Source organism: Candidatus Zixiibacteriota bacterium (assembly GCA_034003725.1).
Taxonomy (GTDB): domain Bacteria; phylum Zixibacteria; class MSB-5A5; order GN15; family FEB-12; genus WJMS01.
Genome location: JAVEYB010000003.1, coordinates 232,409 through 252,380 on the forward strand (window position 1 = coordinate 232,409; position 19,972 = coordinate 252,380).

The following is a 19,972-nucleotide window of genomic DNA, read 5'->3' on the forward strand; positions in this document are numbered from 1 at the left end:
TAACGCCGCTACATCCCGCGACGCCCGCTGATTCCGCGTATCAGGCTGAAAAACTCAGCCCGGGTTGCCTGATCGTCGTGGATTTCACCGAGCACACAAGATGTCGTCATTACGGAGTTCTGCTTTTGCACGCCGCGCATCATCATGCACAGATGCTGCGCCTCGATGACCACCCCGACTCCCTTCGCATTCGTGTACCGCTGAATCGTGTCGGCAATCTGCCGGGTCAGATTCTCCTGGATCTGCAGGCGGCGGGCAAAGACGTCTACTATGCGGGCCAGTTTCGACAGGCCGATAACTTTGCCGTTGGGCAAGTACGCCACGTGCGCTTTGCCGAAAAACGGCAGCAGGTGATGCTCACACATCGAGTACAACTCGATATCCTTGACCACCACCATCTCACTGGTATCCGACTCAAACACGGCGCTGTTAACAATCTGTTCGACATCCGCCGAGTATCCCTGTGTGAGAAACTCCAGCGCCTTGGCGGCCCGTTTCGGTGTGTCCCGAAGACCCTCGCGATTCAGGTCCTCCCCGATTCCGCTGAGCAACTGCCGGTAGGCTTCCTGTAACGACATGATCTGCGATTCCTCTTTATAGTACGGAATGCGGCTTTGATTGCCGTACCGTCCTGCTTTACAACGATTCCGGACAGTATTGGTTCCGGATTACATCGTGGATATCTACGCCTATGGTACGATGCGCGTTGGTTCGGTCCAAGTGGTTTGTCCGATGAGGGGATTCTCACCGGCCGTGTGGACGTACTATCTCAAAAGAAGCATCTTCCGGCTGACATCGGTTCCGTCAGTCCTGAGTCGATAGAGATAAACGCCGGACGCGGCCCGATTGCCGCTCTCGGTTGTGCCGTCCCAGACGACCGTGTGTATCCCGGCCGGCCGGTAGTTGTCGACCAACGTTTTGACCCGCTGTCCAAGCACGTTGTAGATAGCAAGTCGCACGTGACCCGCCGATACAACACTGAACCTGAGGGTTGTGGTGGGATTGAACGGATTGGGGTAGTTCTGATGCAGTTCGACCGACGAAGGAAGCGGCGGTTCGTCCGGGTCTTCGCTCCCGGTGGGGACGCCAAGCATGAACCAGTCGACAAGGGATCGCACGCCGTCCGTATCCAGGTACCAGAGGTGTTCCGCGATTGCCATGGCGCGGCCCTGCCCGTGTTCCTTCAGAACCGCGCACGGATGACCATGCACCCGGGAAGTGGCCGGATACCGGCTTTCGAACGCAAAGACGACCGCTGAGGAATCGGAAACCCCGAATGCCGACGCCATAGCCGCCGATGTGGTCGGCCAGTAACCTTCCATACCCCCAAGAAGGGGATAAGGGAGAGAGTCATACAGCAAGAATGGCAGAGACGCGTTTTGGGGGACCGCCCGCACGAATCCGAGCATGCTGTCGATCAACGGCGGATCGGTGTTAGTGGCGTACCAGCGCAGGCCGGTCTGGAAAACCGAGTCAACTCCAAACAACCGCTCCATCGCGCTGTCCACGGACCGATATGCCGGTGCTGCGCCAAACCAGTCGGCGCCCGTCTTGCCGAAAAACGAACCGCAGTATATTACGCTCCCGCCCGCGTCGAGAAGGTCATGGATTGCGGTCGGCGGAAGCATGTTCAGGGCGTAGTCTCGAAGGCCGTCATCGATAATCACGCAGCGGTAGCGCAGAAGCTCACGCCACCAGAGGGAGTCGGTAATCTGATTCTCGGGCAGTGAGAGATTGCGGATCTCATACGAATACCGGGAGAGGACGTCGTCATAGAAAGAGGTGACAGTCTCCAGAGCCACTCCCTGCCCGTAGGGCGATGAGTACGTGAGCACGCCGATATCGGCGGTCACCGCGGGTCGCTCAACCGCGCGTGCGGGCCGCGAAAACCACGATTCAAAACCGTTCCGATCGGTGCCCGCCACGACATACAGGCAGCCGTGTATCGGCGAATCATCCGCAAATGAGAACGTGTTGCCGTCAACCTCTGCATAACTGTCACGCTGATAGTAGTAGTAGGTGATTCCGTCGACCACCACCGTATCACGGGCGGTACGGAAAGCCAGAGACTCGCCGGTGTCATAATAAGAGTGGAAGCACGTTGTGTCCGGATCGCCCGGCTCAAAGCGATAGACCGAAAAATGATCAAACATCGACGGCTCGTCGTGCGACCACGTGAGTACGGCCGGATCACCCGGTAAGTACAGTACTCTCGACCGATCGAATTCCGGGGCGGTCGCGCGAGCCCCGGCTCGTGCCGGGACAGGTTCCGTTCGTTCGCCTTCGCCAAGGGCAGTGATGTGACTCACAGAAAGATAGTAGAGGGTGTCAGGGCTGAAAGTCGTGATCGTGTACTGCCGCTCGGGACCAATTTCATCGACGAGCATCAGTGATTCGGGTTTTACCCAGGGAGCAATCGCTCCCGGATGAGGGAAATCGGTGAACGGCACACCGCCGGCAAAAACGCGATACCCGGTTACCTCGGGCAGACCCCAGGGATCCCAGCTAAGTACAACGGAGTCGATCGATTCATGCGCCACGGCGAATCCCACCGGGGGCTGCATCGGATCGATCAGTGCCTCGGCCAGAAGCCGGGCGTTTGCCGATGTGGCCATCGCGTCCGACATGTTCAGGCTCATGCGGTACAGGTCCGGGTAGTCAGGCAGGAATTGAAGGATAGTAGGATCACGGTGTACCCATCGCCCCACAAACATAGTGTACAACAGCCGGATGCTTGAGTCTGCGGGAAGGTCGAACGGGCCGGTCGACATCAGGAACCGAATATCGCCTCCGTCGTAGAGGTCAAGCGCTGCGGCGGCCGGCGGCGCCATCCAGATGTCGTCGTCCGTACCTATTTCGGTGATGTACCACTGGTCGTAATCCCACTCGGGGAAACGTAACATATGGTATTTGTTCTGGTCGCCGTACGGTTCTCCTGTGCCTCCCGTACCGTAGTCATGGTAGACAGTGTCCCGTCGACGAGGTCCGAAGTCATCCGCTCCCCCAAGTGTATATACCCGCCACCAGTTGAAGCTTGTGTCTCGGGCAGTGAATGAACTGCCGAGAAATTGAAAGGCGAATAACCGGGTTGGACTTCGCCCCGTGAAATCCCCCGACTGCGGATCGCCGTCATTGTCGACGACATATGCCATACCGCTCGATCGGAGCGATCCGATCATATCATCTTCGAACCCGTATGTGGACTCGTACATTATGTCCGCGTCGAGGAAGATGCCAACATAACCGTCGGTAATGTCGTTGCGGCTGATATTCGTGATTACCATGTCGTACACGACAGCCTTGTTGTGACCGGCATCGTACCGAACGTGGGAGCGGTTTGCGATCCTCAATCCGAGCGGGATGTGGTTCCGGCCGCTGGCATCGGGCACGACTCCGGTTGTTGCCGTGTCATAAAACTCCGCCCGCAGTCCGAAGTCCGCCGGGGTCGGTATCGTTGTCACCGACCGAAAAGAGGCTGTCGGCGGAGACATTTCGTTGGAAAGTGGAAAAGTGTTGTCCCTGCTCGCCGACACCAGCGTATCGCCGCCGCTGATACCACCGATCCAGATGCCGCCCGCGAACAGGTAGATGAGGTCGCTTCCCTCCGGTGATTCGAATGCCATGCAGCTGTTCCCGGCGCTGCAATTGCCCGGACAATCTGACCGAGCCGACATAAACGTCCCAAAACAATCAAACGTCGTGCTGATTTCGGATGTGGTCTGGTTTCCCGAACAGACCGGCCACTGGATGCCCGTGGAATCGCTTGTAAGGCTTGCAGATAGCGTGTCTTTGCTACGATCGCTGTCATCTCCGATTCCGCGCGCACGTGATATCACCCGAAGATGGCCGATTACCATCAGCGCGCACAATAGAACTGCCGCCCACCACCGAACCCTCATCGGCACGCCCTCGTAACTCCCTGTTTCCAGCCGGCCCGCTACGCTCTCGGAGATGAACTGGCGATTGGTTGTCGACCGACTCCGGCCACACAAAATGGACGAAACTGAAGACCGTCCGTTCAATGTCCAAAGAATCGTTCCCGTGTCACGGGTTACGACAAAATCGCTTGAATTGTCGATGCTGCCCCGTTACTTTACCGCCCGTTACCGAACCGTGAGGATGAAAGGGACAAAACGTGTCACGTCCGACCACCCGGAACTCCGGGCTGACAGCCGCTGAAAACTACAAGAAAACCCGTCGATTGGTCGGTTATGTCCCGCGTCGCGAAGCCACCCGGGAAACGTACCGCCAGCTCGGCTTCAAGTGCGGGCTCGAAATCCACCAGCAGCTTCTCACGGAAAAAAAGCTCTTCTGCCACTGTCCCGCCGGCTTCTACCAGGCACCCGGGGAGTTCGACGCCGAACTGGTTCGGCACATGCGGCCGACGCTGTCCGAGTTGGGAGAATACGACGGCACGGCGCTGATGGAGTTCCGGACCCGAAAGAACATCATTTACCGGATCAAAAACGAAACCGCCTGCACGTACGATATCGACGACACGCCGCCGTTTCGCATAAACCGTCAGGCGCTCGATATCGCCATTGAGATAGCGCTTATGCTCAAGACCAATGTCGTCGGCGAACTGCACATCACGCGCAAGCAGTATCTCGACGGCTCCATTCCGACCGGGTTTCAGCGCACCGCGATTGTCGGTATCGAAGGGGAAATCCCGATCGCCGAGAAAAAAGTGCGGATTATCCAGCTCAGTATCGAAGAAGATTCCTGCCGCGAAGTATCGGATATCGGTCATTACCGAACCTACACGACCGACCGCCTGGGGATGCCGCTTATAGAAATGGTCACCTATCCTGACATGCTCACACCGGACGAAGCGGCGGAGGCGGCGAATTACCTGCGGTTTCTCACGCGCAGTTCGGGCAAGGTTCGCACGGGGATCGGAGCTGCCCGCGAAGACGTCAACGTGAGCGTGACCGGCGGTACCCGCGTGGAAATAAAAGGGGTATCGCACATTCGCTGGATTCCGGAACTCACGCACAACGAAGCCTACCGGCAATGGGCGCTGCTCCGGATCGCCGAACAACTTCGGGAACGAGTCGCCGATCCAATCTCGTGGAAAATCACGCACCGGGAGATCACGCCGGATATGATCGGCGCGGATTGTGCGCCTGTCGAAGCGGCCTACGCGGCCGGACAGCATATCGTCGCCGTCAATCTCCCGCATTTCGCCGAATACCTGTCGTTTTTTACCGGACCCGGGCGGAGCTTCGCCGACGAAATATCGGACCGACTTAAGGTGATTGCCTGCCTCGAAAAGCCCAATATGACCTCGTCGGAAGCCCTGTCGCCGGTGATCGACAGCGAAGGATGGGCAAATATCCGTTTCCTGCTGGGCTCTGCCGATGACGATGCCCAGATCATATTCTGGGGCCCCGAAGCGGACATCGCAACCGCGCTCCTTACGATCGAAGAGCGATGTCAGCTCGCCTATAAGGGCGTCCCGAACGAAACGCGCAAGTCGCTGCCTGACGGGACGACGGTCTTCGAACGCGTGCTCCCCGGGCCGGACCGGATGTATCCCGATACTGACTCAGCCCCGATTCCGATTACCGGCGAACAGATCGAAACTATTCGCGCGGGCTTGGCGGTCGACGTCTCAATGCGTGCGGCCCAGCTTCACCGATGGAAAGTCCCCGCACACATGCACCCGTTCCTTCTCCGGTACAATCTCGTGCCCGTTATCGAGTCGATTGTCGAGAACCACGCGTTTGCACCGCGGATGGTCGCATGCCTGATGGGTCAGGTGCTCAGAAACATCCAGGGAGCATGTGTGGGCCGCCCGGTGCCCGACTACCAGACGCTCGGTACCCTGTTTGCGGAGACAGCACGGAGAAACCTCGTACCCGAGATACTGAAAGACCTGATACCGCTGTGGTACCGCTACCCCGGCGATTCCTTCGACTCCCTGCTCGAGCAGGTGAGTTACCGGCAGGCGACTTCGCGCGACGCAGCCGATGCGATACCTTCGCTTCGTGCCGAGTTTGAGGCGCACCGACCCGAGCGTCAGCCCGACGCCGAAATAGACTGGATCGTCGGCCGGCTTCGCCCGATTGCGCTGGGTAATGTGCCGCTTGCTGAGGTCCGTCGCATGGTGGCCGAGGAGGTGTCCCGTGGCTGAGAAAGCGATGGAGGGCTACAAGGGCGAGGCGCTGGCGACGCTGGAGAAGTTCCACTCGCGGGTATGGAGCGAGTCGCTGGTCAGTACGACGCGCGGCGACTTCACCGGCATTATTCTGCCGCGGTCGGAAAACGACGACGACCGTCACATCGTCTTGAAACTGGTGACCGGTTACAACATCGGTATCGCCGTCGATACGATCACCAACATCACCGAGCAGGGATACAAGCAGGCCCACTACAAAATCCCCGAGAAGCAGTTCCCGGTAACCGAGGGTCTGCCGCATGTCAAGCTGCTCGGTACCGGAGGCACGATCGCGTCGCGACTCGATTATCGCACCGGTGCCGTAATCCCGGCCTTCACACCGGGGGAATTGTACGGCGCCGTCCCGGAACTTGCCGACATCTGCAACCTGACGACCGATAAGCTGTTCGCCGTATTCAGCGAGAATATGGGTCCCAGCCAGTACAAAGAACTCGCGATCGCGATCGGCCGCGAGATTGAAAACGGGATCGACGGAATCGTCATCGGGCACGGTACCGACACCATGCATCACACGGCGTCGGCGCTGGCCTTCATGGTCCAGGATCCGCCCGTCCCGATCGTGCTGGTCGGCTCACAGCGTTCGTCGGACAGGCCGTCATCCGATGCGGCGCTGAATCTCATTCATGCGACCAAAACCGCGGCGGAATCGGACATCGCCGAAGTCATGGTCTGCATGTTCGGGCCGACATCGGACAAGTACGGCCTGCTGCATCCCGGCACGCGTGTTCGCAAAATGCACTCTTCGTATCGCTCGACCTTTCGGACGATCGGCGATATTCCCATAGCGACCGTCGACCGAAACAAAATCACACCGCTGAAGGACACCTACAAACGACGTCGTCGGGACCGGCACGTGAAGATCACGCCGGTGTTTGAAGAGCGGGTGGCGATGGTCTACTATTACCCGAACATGCACCGCGATATCATCGATTCGCTTGTCGACAACGGATACAAGGGGATCGTGATTGCAGGAACCGGGCTCGGGCATATCAACAAGCCGGTCTATCCGGCGATCGAGCGTGCCGTCGCAAACGGAGTCGCGATCTACATGACCGTGCAGACTCTCTGGGGATACGTGCACATGTTCGTCTACGACACCGGTCGCGATCTCATGGCCAAGGGGATCATTCCGGCCGAGAACATGCTGCCGGAGGTCGCCTATATCAAGCTGGGCTGGGCATTCGGGCAAACCAGCGATCTCGATGAAGTCCGCGAGATTATGCTCACGCCCATCGCCGGCGAAATCACCGAACGCGAACCATACAACGGCTATGTCGTGCTGCAGGGCGGGCTCCCCGAAGTGGAGAAGTTCCTGCATTCGATTCAGATGTAGCGCCGGGCGGAACGCATAACCCGTATTCGAACTAACAGGGGATCCGTCATGTACGTAGTCACCGGCGGCGCCGGATTCATCGGCAGCCATATCGTCAAGGAACTGAATAACCGGGGCATAACGAATATCCTCGTGGTCGATGACATGACCGACGGCGACAAGCATGTCAATCTTGCCGATTGCACGATCACGGATTACATGGATACCGATGAATTTCTGGAAGAAGTCAGTGCCGGGCTGTTTGAGGCTCCGTTGACGGCGATCCTGCACCAGGGGGCGTGCACTGATACGATGAACAACGACGGCCGCTTCATGATGGCCAACAATTTCACCTACTCCAAGTATCTGCTCGAATATGCGCTGGCCAACGAAATCCCGTTTGTGTACGCCTCGAGCGCCGCAACCTACGGCGCGCAGCGATCGTTTGCCGAATCGCCCGCAAACGAGCGACCGATCAACGTCTACGGGTATTCGAAGCTGGCCTTCGATCAATACGTTCGCACCCGCCTGCCGCGCGCGGAAAGCACGGTCGTCGGACTGCGCTACTTCAACGTCTACGGACCGCGCGAAACCCGCAAGGGGCGCATGGCGTCGATGGTCTACCAGTTGTACCGCCAGCTGAAAACCGAGGGAATCTGCCGGTTGTTCGAGGGCACCGATGGTTACGGCGACGGCGAACAGCGCCGCGATTTCGTGTCTGTAGGTGACGTGGTGAACGTCAATCTGCATTTTGCGGCGACCCGCAAGGTCAAAGGGATCGTCAATGTCGGCACGGGCAGGAGCCGGAGTTTTAACGACGTGGCAACGACCCTGATCGCGCTGCTTGGCTCCGGATCGATCTCATACGTTCCGTTCAACAAATCGCTCGCCGGCAAGTACCAGAGCTTCACCGAGGCCGATCTCACCAATCTTCGCAAGATCGGCTACGAAGGTGAGTTCACGGAGCTGGAAGACGGTGTCCGGCAGGCGGTCGAAGGATATGCCGCTTTCGAGATGAACTCCTGAGCATCGCACGGGCGCTCAAATTCTTTCGCCCTCGGTCCGTGGAATCAGCAATACCCTGGTAGAGTCACGATCGGGACACCGGCATGGTCATACACCGTGCGCCGCCCCGCCCCCGAGACAACTCAGCGCCCGAGAGCGTGACCAGGGTGCGATCCACAGTCGCCGGATCAGTCTTGAGAAACTGCGACGGTGAGAGCACGTTGTAGCCGTTCTTCTGAAATGCACTGATCGTCTGCGTGTTCCGTTCGTAGATGAACGCCACCCGCGGCCGCGCCGCAAACAAATTGGCGCCGTCCGTCCATTGCTCCCGGGTCTGGTAGTGGGGGATATCTCCTCCGCACGGAACCCGGTTGGGGAACGCATATCCGAGCCGCTCCAGGGCCGAAAACAGGCCGCGGGGCGCGGTCTGATCCACTACCGTCAACTCACCGTCCGATAATTCGTAGGTAATGCAATTCAGGGGAGATGCTCCCGTCCCCTCGCTGAAAAACGGTGGATAGTACACGCAGTCATCGCGGCCGATTATCGTGAAGACGGTATCGAGATGCATGGTTGCCCGGTCGCGCGGCATCAACACTTTTATTAACCTTTTCGCCATACCGTTCGTCAGCAGGCGGCGCGCCAGCAATTGTATCGCGCTGTCGGAGGTTCGTTCACTGGACCCGACGAGAATGGTATCGGAATCCAGCACGATCACGTCTCCTCCCTCCAAATGAACGTGACCTGCGAACGCATGCTCGGTGGCGTCATCGAGCACATCGACAATCTGTATATCCGCAAACATGGGGTGATTGCGGAAAATGTACCGTGCCAACAGTCCCTCACGTCGACGTATACCCTTGGCGGGGTGGCTCAGGACTACGGTATCGCCGAAGAATATCCCCAGGTCGCGGGTAAACATCAGGTTCGGAATCGGCGGGAAAAACACCCGGTACCCCTGGTGGGATCGATCACCCGGTCGAAAGGCGCCGGCCACCAGCAGCAAGGCCAGCTCGCGCGGCGCAAGGTTCTCCGACAACAGGTAATCATGCGTGCCGATTCCCACGCCCTCCAGCGCCGATACGGCGCCGACCACGTCCGAGCAGACCTCCCGATCGGAAAGTATCTCTGCAAGCAACTCGGTGAACTCGACCACACCGCCCGGACCGGCGGCGTGACGGAGGCAGTCGGAAAACTCACGGTGGTCGCTGGCCGCCCGCTGGGTAAACAGGACATCCTCGATAAGGTACTTCTCCGGCATGTCGTGCTCAACTGTCACCAGATTCCACTCGTAACCGGGCTCATGAATCACGACTCGTTTCAGCGGCTCGTATTCCGTATGAAGCGGCACGGATACTCCTTGCTTCAGGTTAATCGGGGTTCGGTGCGGGCCACCGACCGATGGTCCGCGGACGTGCGCTAAGGTAGACAAACGGGTGGTCGCAATCAACTCTATTTCCGGTGCCATGCGCCGGACGACGGCGGTCGAGGCTGCGGCCACCGGAAGTCCGTCGGAGGGGCTGTCCAACCTCAACGGTACCACCGTCTTATGATGACATTGCACATCCGATTCCCCCGGCGAGTCTATCTACTGATAATGGGCAGGGGGAAACCGGTTGCGCACGGGTCGCGAGGTGGTATATTACGCGCTCGTGCGAAAAAGGTCGCTCCGCCGGACGTCCGACGGCAGCCGCCACGGCCCAAACCGATTGAGGCAAAATGGCTTTGAGCGGAGAAATCACGGCGAAGGCACTTGACACTCCCGGTCCAATGATGCTCTTTAGGGGCTGTGATTCTCCCGACCCGGTTCGGGACTGGTTCGATATGACATAAATGACGGCACACGCATGGGCCGTCTTACGTGTATTTTGGTTGGGATGTGTTCTCAGTGTCAGTGCCGATGTGGCTACCGTCAGACCGTGGTCCGGTCAGACGAGCGTTCCGGAACGGACCAATGGTTCCTGCGGGGGAGGACCCGGCCCCCGGGCGATACTGATGCCCGGGCGGCAGTTCCCTGTCCAGAATACCTGCCCGGATATTGATGCCAATGTGTGATAAAAGTGGAATGTGAGGAACGAACACCATGCAAAAGACCTTGCTCTCGAGTCTGTTTGTATTGATGGCACTCGTCGCCGCCTTGTTCTTGGCATGCGATGATGATGAGCCGCCGGTTGGATCGGGGAGCCCCCGGGCGAATGTCCGCGTGATCCACGCGAGCTTCGACGCGCCTGATGTCGACATCCGCGTCGACGGCGCCGTGGCCGTCGCCGGGCTCGGGTATGGCGCCACTTCCGGCTATGCCCAGGTTGATCCCGGTGCGCGCAATGTCACCGTGACGCCCTCCGGCGCGACAACACCGGTCGTGCTGGATCTCGATGTGAACGTTACCGTCGACAAGTTCTACACCGTAGTGGCGCTCGACGAAATGAGTACCATTGACGCCGTCTTCCAGGAAGACCTCCGTTCCTCCAATCCCAGCAAGGCCAAGGTACGCTTCATTCACGCCGCTCCCGACGCGCCTGCTGTCGACATCAAGGTCAACAGCGGTACCGGAGCCACCGTGTTCTCGAACCGCGCCTTCAAGTCCGTTTCGGACTACATCGAAGTTGACGCCGGCGCGTATACGTTTGCCGTCACGGCCACCGGCTCGACCGCCGAAGAAGCCTTGTACAAGCCGATCGGACTGCAAAACGGCAAGGTCTACACCATTGTCGCCCTTGGCACGCTCGACAAGACCGACGCGTACCCGTTCCGGGTTCGCGTGTTCACCGATAACGACGATGGTGCGGCGTTCGCCGACCTGCTCGATGCCGATCTGCCGGACGCCACCGTTCGCGTTCTCCACACCAGCTACGATGGCGGGCCGGTCGACGTGCTGGTCGATGATGCCGTCGCGTTTGCTTCGCTGACCTACGGTGAAGCCGCCGCGTATTCCGTCGTAACGGCGGGAACCCGCAATATCAAAGTGACGCCCGCCGGCGTATCCTCAACCGTCCTCGTGGAAACGGACGACGAATTTCGCTCGGGCAATGAATACACGCTTGTAGCCGTGGATGAAGCCGCGGACCTCGATTTGCTCATTGGCGGCGACAATCGGACTCCCAACCCCGACCAGGCCAAGGTGCGATTTATCCACGCGTCGCCCGATGCGCCCCGCGTCGATGTCCGTCTGAACAGCGGTTTCGGACCGAAGCAGTTCCCCAACGTGGCATTCAGGACTATCGGCGCCTATTCGTCCGTCGATGCCGGTGACTACGTGTTCGTTCTGACCATGGCCGACTCGACGTGGGAACTGATTGCGTACGAGCCGATCGCCCTCGCGAACGGCCAGGTCTACACGCTGGTCGCTCTGGGCACGCTCGACGACGGTGACGCGTATCCGTTCACGCTGCGGCTGTTCTCCGATAACGATGACGGTACGTCGTATACCGACCTGACCGTCGAGCCGCGCACGAAGGCCGACTTCCGCGTCATGCACCTGAGCTACGACGCGCCGGCCGTCAACGTCCTCGTCGATGGATATGCGGCGATACCGAGTCTGGCTTTCAAGGGCTCGTCGAAGTACACGGAATTGAACGCCGGGACCCGCAATATTCAGGTTCAGTCCGCCGCTGGTGGGCCATCTGTGATCGATGCCGATCTTGATTTCGTGGCCGGCGCGGAGTACACGATCTTCGCCGTCGACCGTCTGACCACGATTGCGGCGCTTTTTGAAGAAGACGACCGCGCGCCGGTCGCCGACCAGGCTAAGGTCCGGTTCGTGCATGCGGTGCATGATGCCCCGGCGGTAGACATCAAGCTCGAGACCGGTACCGGCGCCGCCGTATTCAGCAATCTTTCCTTCAAGGATATCACCGATTATCAGATAATCGACGATACCCAGTATCGGTTCGTCGTGACCGCGGCCGGGGATACGAACGAAGTCCTCGTGTTTAACCCGGTTGCGTTGTCGCCCAACACCACGTACACCATTGTCGCGCACGGTACGTTCAGTCTTACGGACACCGTCCAGTTTGGTGTGCGCGTATACACCGACAACGGAAACGGAAACCAGTTTGTTGACCTTACGATCGCCAAATCGCCGGTTCGACTGATCCACGCCAGCTACGACGGGCCGGTGCTCGACGTGCTCTCCGACGGCGTGCGGCAGATACAGGCCGTGCCGTACCGCGGCACCGCCGGGTATGCCCAGTTGAACGCGGGCACGCGGAACATCCAGGTCGTCCCGGCCAACCAGACCTCACCGGTGCTGATCGAAGAGACCCGGCTGCTCGACGAAGACGTGTACTACACGGCCTTTGCGTTTGACGAATTGGCGTCCATCGAAGGCGTATTTGTCGTTGATGATCGGGTCTTGAGCGGGACACAGGCCAAAGTCCGTTTTGTCCACGCAGCCCCCGATGCCGGCCCCGTTGACATCAAGGTCAATTCGGGCTCTGGCGCCGCCGTCTTCGCGGCCGCCAACTACAAGGACATTTCGTCCTACGTGAGTGTTGATCCCGGTGCATACGTCTTCGCCGTTACCGCGGCGGGCAATACCGACGAGATCGTCGTCTTCGATCCGTTCGCACTCCAGACCAACAGTCTCTACACGATCGTCGCGTTCGGCACACTTGACACGCTCGATCAATATCCGTTCGGTGTTCGAGTGTTCCGTGACAACGGCGACGGCAACATCGTGAACGACCTGACGATCAACGAGCCGTCCATTCGCGTTATCCACGCCAGTTACGACGCCCCGGCTGTCGAGGTACGCGTGGATGACGTCCTCAAGTGGGATGATACGATCCAGTATGCAGGCACCAAAGGATACAGCGAAGTTGATCCGGGTGTCCGCAATATCAAGGTCGGCCCGGTGGGCGGTGCGGCCGTTATCGACATCGACCTCAACCTCGCGTTCAACACTGACTACACGATCTTTGCGATGGATCAGCTCGCGCTGATCGATCCGGTGTACGATATAGACGATCGCACGCCGAATCCTTCGGCGCCGAAGGCCCGGTTCGTGCATGCTTCACCCGATGCCCCGGCGGTCGACGTCAAGACCGTGTCGGGAACGGGGGCGACTCTGTTCGGTAACGTGTCCTTCAAGGGCATTACACCGTACCAAACCCTGTCCGCTGGCGCCACCCAGCTCGTGATAACGCCGGCCGGCAGCTCCAGCGAGGTGCGAGTGTACCTGCCGTTCACCTTTGCCAACAATACGGTCTACACGATCATGGCGTTCGGTACGCTCGCCGACGGCGACGGGTATCCGTTCCGTGTCCGCATCTTTACGGACAACGGCGCCGGCACAGGTAGTTCGGAACTTACCATCGCGGCCTCCAAGCTGCGCGTGATCCACGCCGGTGTCGACGGCTATCCGATTGAAACCCTCGTGGGAGACTCCATCAAGCATACGAACGTCGCGTATGAAGGAGCCGGCGGGTATCTCGACGTCGGACCCGGTAATCGTAATATCAAGGTCCGTCAGTCCGGCTTTGCCACGCCGCCGGTGATCGATACAACGGTCGAGCTCGGCTTCCGCACCGACTACACGCTGCTTGTCCTCGATTCGCTGAGCCGGATGAGCGCGGTCGTTGCTTCGGATGCCCGGGCCACGATCACTGACTCGGTCAAGCTCCGCTTCACACACGCGGTCCTCGACATGCCGGCGGTCGATATCCGGCGCGACAATCCGACCGGGACGCTCTTGTTCGGCGACTACGCCTTCGGGGAAGTATCGCCTTACCTGGTGGTGAGCAACGGGAGCTACGTCTTCTCGGTTGTTGAAGCGGGTACGACGAACGAAGTGGCCCGGTTTGACGCCACCACACTCAACACCTCGTCGTCCTACACGCTCATAGCTCTGGGGACGGCCAATCAGGCCGACGCCAGTCCGTTCACGGTTCGCCTCTTCACGGATAACGGTCCCGGCAACCAGTCGACCGCGTTGACCGCCAAGACCGGTAAGGTCCGCGCGATTCATCTCAGTCAGGATTCTCCTGCCGTGGACTTCACGCTCGACGGTGTCTCGCAGGCGACCAATATCGACTTCCGCACGCCGACCGCTTATGTGAACGCCACTCCGGGTACGCGCGCCCTGGCATTGCTGGAGACCGGCACGGCCAACGTCGTGGTGGATACTAGCGTCATAGCCGCGCCTGACGCGAGCTACACGCTGTGGGCCTTTGACTCAACCGGAACGGCCGTCGCGGGAAGAATCAGCACCGACGACCGGGCGGTGGTCACCAATCCGAAGGTGCGTTTTGTCAACGCGGTCTCTGACGCGCCGGCACTTACGCTCCAGAACTTTACCTTCGGGTTCCCGCTGCCGATGAACAGCAACGTGAGCTTCAAGACGGTGTCGACGTACACGTCGACCCTCACCGCAAGTCCCACCTTCGTATTCCAGGTGGCCGACGCCGGTACGCTCGCTGTCGTCGTGCTGTTCCAGCCGGTGAATATCACCGGCAGCACCGTCTACACCATGGTGCTGACGGGTACACTCGACACCGGCGACGCCTATCCGCTGCAGGGTCGCCTGTACATCGATAATGGTACCGGCAGTCAGGTGGTGGACCTGGTGCCGACCGTCAAGTCGGGAGAATAGCGATGCGATCGACACCCGTGCGATAGCGCAACCGTTGGTCGAATCCGACAATAACAAGCCCGGTCACGTCAGGTGACCGGGCTTTTTCATGCGCTGATCGACTGAAGACTTCAGTGTGATTCGCCCGCCAGCCGACGGAAATCCGATCCGGTCGGATGCTGGAATGCGCGCAGGTCGAAGTAGGGGAGAACCGCAAGGATGTGATCGAAAATGTCCGCCTGGATGTTTTCGTAGTTCGCCCACACCAGGTCGTTGCTGAACACGTAGACCTCCAGCGGCAGGCCGTTGTCGCCGGGAGCAAGGTAGCGGATGAGAAAGGTCATGTCCTGGTGCACCTTGGGATGGTTGCGAAGGTACGCGGCGACATAGGCGCGGAAGGTCCCGAGATTCGTCATGTGGCGGCCGTTCACCAGATACGTCGCGTTGACGCCCCGTTCCCGGTTGTACGCGGCGATTTCCTCTCTTCGGCTACGCACGTAATCCGTGATGAGTTGATACTGCTCGAAACGATCCAGCATCTCCTTCGTGCAGAACTTCACGGTCGACATGTCGATATTGACTGCCCGCTTGATTCGCCGCCCTCCCGACTCCTGCATCCCGCGCCAGTTGCGAAAGGAATCCGAGATCAACGCGTACGACGGAATTGTCGTGATCGTCTTATCCCAGTTCTGCACCTTGACCGTATGCAGCGTTACATCGATCACGTCGCCGTCGGCCCCATACTTGGGCATCTCGATCCAGTCGCCTATCCTGACCATGTCGTTTGTCGTGAGCTGAACGCTCGCCACCAGACCGAGAATCGTGTCCTTGAAGACCAGCAGAAGGATAGCCGTCATGGCGCCGAGCCCCGTCAACAGGGGCCAGGGGTCGCGATTGATCAGCAGCGCGACGACATAGACGCCGACAAATATCGCTATGATTATCTGTACAAGCTGTACATACCCCTTGACCGGGCGGTGTCGGGAGATATCGTAAGAATTGTAGATGTCGACAAACGCGTTGAGCAAAGCGTTGAATACGAATACGCCGACCAGGATCATGTATACGTATGACAGTCGCTCGATATGCTGCTGGTAGGCCGGAAACATCGATGCCGAAACGAAAACCACGACTGCCGGCGCCAGGTGTGACAACCGGTGGAAGACGCGGCGTTGAAGCAGGGCGTCATCCCAGGTCGTCGACGTTCGGCTGACTACCCGCTTGACTGTCTCGAGTATGATCCTGCGGAAAACGTAATTCGCGACGACTGCAAGCACGATGACGATCACGCCTACAACCAATCGACGAAGACTCAGGGCCCAGCTCTCCGAAAGCCCCAGTTGTACCAACCACTGGTAAATAGTCTCTTCCATCGTTACTCACTACCCTTCATGTGCGCGCTGTGTACCTGAATTGATTAATAACGGTTGGCATCGGACCTTCGCAACCCATAACCGAGGCCCCGAATCGGCCGAAAGTCCCGAAACGCACTATTATATATGTATCAGGGGCGTTAGTTTCTCCTGCGACAATAGCGTGATTCCAGTCAAAATGCTATAAATCAATATGTCGCATAGACATGATGAGAATTATGCGTTTTCGAACAAAGTGCATATTGTCCGCCTTATTGTGATAAATTTCACTTGACATTATTATCCTTATCAGTTTACTATACTTTGAACCGATAATCTGCTGAAGCTGGGTGATGTATGAAGTTCTCCACCAGGGCACGTTATGGCCTGCGCATGATGGTCGAGCTGGCTCGACTCCTTGAGCACGAACACCTTGTGCACCTCGGCCGCATCGCCAGAATCACCGGACTGTCCGAGAATTACCTCGCTCAACTGGCCATATCGTTGCGCAACGACGGACTGCTGATCGGCGTTTCCGGGCAGAGGGGGGGCTACCAGCTGGCACGTCCGGCGTCGCAGATTCGGGTCGGCGACATCATCAAGGCCCTGATCGGTCCGATCAGCCTCACCGACTGCGTTACCAATCCAAACGTCTGCATGAACAGCGGCGCCTGCGAAACACGAACGGTCTGGGCGATCGTCAACCACCGCGTCCAGGAAACCCTCGACAGCATGTCGCTGGCCGATCTGATACGCCGTGACTGGTTGTCGGACATGCAGCAGAAACACGCCGACCTGGCGTTGCTTTTTCCCGATCGGATGGTGGCTGCACTGGCGGAGGACGCATCGGCGGGATGTCCGGGCAAAAAAGACGTGAGATGATTCGACATATTCCGGGAGGTTTGTAACTCATGCTGGAGCTACAGATTGTCACCTACGCAGCGGTCGCGGTTTCGGTGATTGCCATGCTGGCGAAAATCATCAGGTATGCCACCGCACCCGAACACATGCGCTGGGAATTGTACCCGGTTCCACACGAAAAGGGACGGGCGGAGTACGGCGGTTCGTATCTCGAGGAGCTCGACTGGTGGACGAAAAAACGACACACCGACACGGTCAACGAGCTGAGAGAAATGGCCGCTGAGGTGCTCCTGCTGAAAGGGGTGTACCACCACAACAAGACCGTCTGGACCTGGTCGCTCCCGTTCCATGTCGGGCTGTATTTGTGCATCGGCTGGCTCGTGCTTCTGCTGATGGGTGCGGTTCTGACCGCCCTGATCGGGTCGCCGGGTCCCGATGCCGCATTCGGCGGTAAGGCAATTCACTACCTCACAGTCCTCTGCGGGTACGCCGGGCTTGGTCTGTCCGGGATCGGTGCGCTCGGGCTGTTCGTCTGGAGACTGTCCGACCGCGATCAGCGCAAGTACAACTCGCCGATGGAGTATGTCAACCTGCTGTTTTTCGTCGTCGTCAGCGCCGTGGCAATCGCCGCGCAGGCGACCCTCGATCCCTCGTTTGTCGCCTTGCGACAGTTCGTACACTCGCTGGTGACATTTGCGTCGTTCGATTCGCCGGGCGCGCTGTTCAGCGCGGAAGTCGTCCTTGTTTCCGTGCTGATCGCGTACATACCGCTGACCCGTATGTCACATTTCGTGGCCAAGTACTTCCTGTATCATTCAGTCCGATGGAACGACACCCCCAACGAGCGCGGCAGTAAAATGGAAAAGCGGGTCATGGAACTGCTGAACCAGAAAGTCGGCTGGAGCGCCCCGCACATGGGGGCGGGCAAGACCTGGGCCGATGCGGTCACGGTCGAACCGAAGAGAGAGGCCGGCAATGAGTAACCGCGACCTCAAGCCGCAGGACATCGCGCGCAAGACCGACCAGCTCGTTCATATCGATCCCAACGAGCTTCCCCGGCTGCCGTATCCGTATCAGGACTGGATTGACCCGGAGATCGAGGCGCTCTCCGAGGCGAAGCGGAAAAACCGTGATGTCTCCCTCGACGGTGTCACCAATCTCAACGTCCCTGTCCCGGCGACGGACGAAGAGAAAGAAAAGCTGGTAGCGAAATTCCTCGACGGCCTGCACAAGCTGCTTTCGAAAGAGAACAACTGGACATTCCTGCAGCCGCTCATGCTGTCGCTGGAAAACTGCGTCAAATGCAACACCTGCTCGGCGGCCTGTCCCATTTTCAACGAGAGCGGCCGAATCGAAGCCTATCGCCCGATCTTTCGCTCCGAAGTCCTTCGCCGGATAATTGCCAGGTACGTTAAGCCCGGCGGCCGCCTGATCGCGCCGTTTACCGGCGCCAATATCGATCTCAACTGGGAGACGGTCGCCCGGCTGGCCCAGTTGTCGTACCGCTGTACGCTCTGTCGCCGGTGCGCCCAGGCCTGTCCGATGGGAGTCGACAACGGTTTGCTCTCCCGCGAGATTCGCAAGCTGTTCAGTCAGGAGCTGGGGATCGCCCCGCAGGAATTGCATGAAGACGGGACGATCAAACAACTCGAAACGGGATCCTCAACCGGCATCACGCCGTTCGCGTTGGCCGACCTCATGGAATTCATGGAAGAGGACATCACCGAACGAACCGGCCTGTCGGTCAAGATGCCGTTCGACCGCAGTGATGCGGACATCCTGCTCATCCACAACGCGGGAGAATTTCTCTCCTGGCCGGAAAACATCCAGGCCTTCGCGATCATCTTCGAAGCTGCAGGACTGAAATGGACCATGTCCAGCGACCTCGTCGGTTACGACTCCGTCAACTACGGCTTGTTCTACGATGACGCCCAGTACGTAAAGGTCACGCTGAAACACGCCGAGGTCGCCCGCAAACTCGGCGTGAAGAAAGTGGTGCTCGGCGAATGCGGACACGCCTCGAAGTCGGCGATCGCGATCGGCGACCGGACCTGGCTTGCCGACGCCAACATCCCGCGCGAGTCCGCCATGGTCACGCTTCGCGATGTCGTGTTGAACGGCAGGGTCAAAGTTGATCCCGAACGGAACAACTTCCCCGTGACCCTTCACGATCCCTGCAACCTTACCCGTGCGATGGGCATCATCGAGCCGCAGCGCGAGGTGCTCCGCAGGATCGCCCCGCAGTTCCGCGAGATGACCCCCCACGGCGTGGAAAACTACTGCTGCGGCGGCGGATCAGGGTTCGCGATCATGCAGTCGCACAATTTCCCCCAGTGGCGCAACGCCATCTCGGGCCGGCGGAAGTTCGCCCAGATCCTCGGCGCGTTCTCCCGCGACGAACTCGATCCAGCTGTCAACAAGTACGTCTGCGCTCCCTGCTCCAACTGCAAGGGCCAGATCCGCGACATGATAAACTACTACGACGCCTGGGAACGATGCCACCTGCAATACGGCGGACTTGTCGAGCTGGTCGTCAACTGTATGGCCGACGTTCCCGAAGGCTTTATTGAATGGGATGAATTCCACTGATTGACCTCGGTCAATCGCCACGTACAAACCGGCCGGCTCTCACGCCCGGCCGGTTTTTTTTCGGTTGTCCATTCGAGCTGGGGCGTCGTATATTGTCATTA

Annotated in this window: 11 protein-coding genes; 7 read left to right on the forward strand and 4 right to left on the reverse strand. The window is 59.0% G+C overall.

Annotated elements, in window-relative coordinates; translation table 11 throughout:
• Positions 1–8: 8 nt before the first annotated feature.
• Positions 9–578, reverse strand: a complete 570-nt coding sequence (gene folE / locus RBT76_05795) for a GTP cyclohydrolase I FolE (protein ID MDX9857282.1) — start codon at positions 576–578, stop codon at positions 9–11.
• Between the two features lie 186 nt (positions 579–764).
• On the reverse strand, positions 765–3,623 hold the full coding sequence (locus RBT76_05800) for a FlgD immunoglobulin-like domain containing protein (GenBank protein ID MDX9857283.1): 2,859 nt from the start codon (positions 3,621–3,623) through the stop codon (positions 765–767).
• A 512-nt stretch (positions 3,624–4,135) separates the two neighbouring features.
• Between RBT76_05800 and gatE the strand changes: the two genes are divergently transcribed.
• From gatE to rfaD, 3 genes are read left to right on the forward strand one after another with little or no spacing between them, the layout of a single operon-like run.
• The gene (gatE, locus tag RBT76_05805; protein ID MDX9857284.1) at positions 4,136–6,136 is read left to right on the forward strand and encodes a Glu-tRNA(Gln) amidotransferase subunit GatE; all 2,001 of its coding nucleotides are present in this window, start codon (positions 4,136–4,138) and stop codon (positions 6,134–6,136) included.
• Positions 6,129–7,514, forward strand: a complete 1,386-nt coding sequence (gatD, locus tag RBT76_05810; GenBank protein ID MDX9857285.1) for a Glu-tRNA(Gln) amidotransferase subunit GatD — start codon at positions 6,129–6,131, stop codon at positions 7,512–7,514. The genes gatE and gatD overlap by 8 nt, the downstream gene beginning before the upstream one ends.
• 48 nt (positions 7,515–7,562) lie before the next feature.
• A complete protein-coding gene (gene rfaD / locus RBT76_05815; GenBank protein MDX9857286.1) occupies positions 7,563–8,519 on the forward strand; it encodes an ADP-glyceromanno-heptose 6-epimerase in 957 nt (318 codons plus the stop codon).
• A gap of 64 nt (positions 8,520–8,583) precedes the next feature.
• Here the strand turns inward: rfaD and RBT76_05820 are convergent, their stop codons facing one another.
• Complete coding sequence (locus RBT76_05820; protein ID MDX9857287.1) at positions 8,584–9,849, reverse strand: arginine deiminase family protein; 1,266 nt, start codon at positions 9,847–9,849, stop codon at positions 8,584–8,586.
• Positions 9,850–10,581: 732 nt separating this feature from the next.
• Here RBT76_05820 and RBT76_05825 point away from each other — a divergent pair.
• Entirely contained in the window at positions 10,582–15,090 is a 4,509-nt protein-coding gene (locus RBT76_05825; protein ID MDX9857288.1) for a DUF4397 domain-containing protein, read from the forward strand.
• A 110-nt stretch (positions 15,091–15,200) separates the two neighbouring features.
• On the opposite strand, the gene RBT76_05830 is transcribed toward RBT76_05825, so the two are convergent.
• Positions 15,201–16,442 (reverse strand): mechanosensitive ion channel, encoded by a 1,242-nt coding sequence (locus RBT76_05830; protein ID MDX9857289.1) that lies wholly within the window; start codon positions 16,440–16,442, stop codon positions 15,201–15,203.
• 336 nt (positions 16,443–16,778) lie between these two features.
• Here RBT76_05830 and RBT76_05835 point away from each other — a divergent pair, with 336 nt between their 5' ends.
• The 3 genes from RBT76_05835 to RBT76_05845 are packed head-to-tail and all read left to right on the forward strand — an operon-like array spanning position 16,779 to position 19,871.
• A complete protein-coding gene (locus RBT76_05835; GenBank protein MDX9857290.1) occupies positions 16,779–17,303 on the forward strand; it encodes an Rrf2 family transcriptional regulator in 525 nt (174 codons plus the stop codon).
• Positions 17,304–17,332: 29 nt separating this feature from the next.
• On the forward strand, positions 17,333–18,265 hold the full coding sequence (locus RBT76_05840) for a hypothetical protein (GenBank protein MDX9857291.1): 933 nt from the start codon (positions 17,333–17,335) through the stop codon (positions 18,263–18,265).
• Positions 18,258–19,871 (forward strand): (Fe-S)-binding protein, encoded by a 1,614-nt coding sequence (locus RBT76_05845; GenBank protein MDX9857292.1) that lies wholly within the window; start codon positions 18,258–18,260, stop codon positions 19,869–19,871. The genes RBT76_05840 and RBT76_05845 overlap by 8 nt, the downstream gene beginning before the upstream one ends.
• Positions 19,872–19,972: the final 101 nt, after the last annotated feature.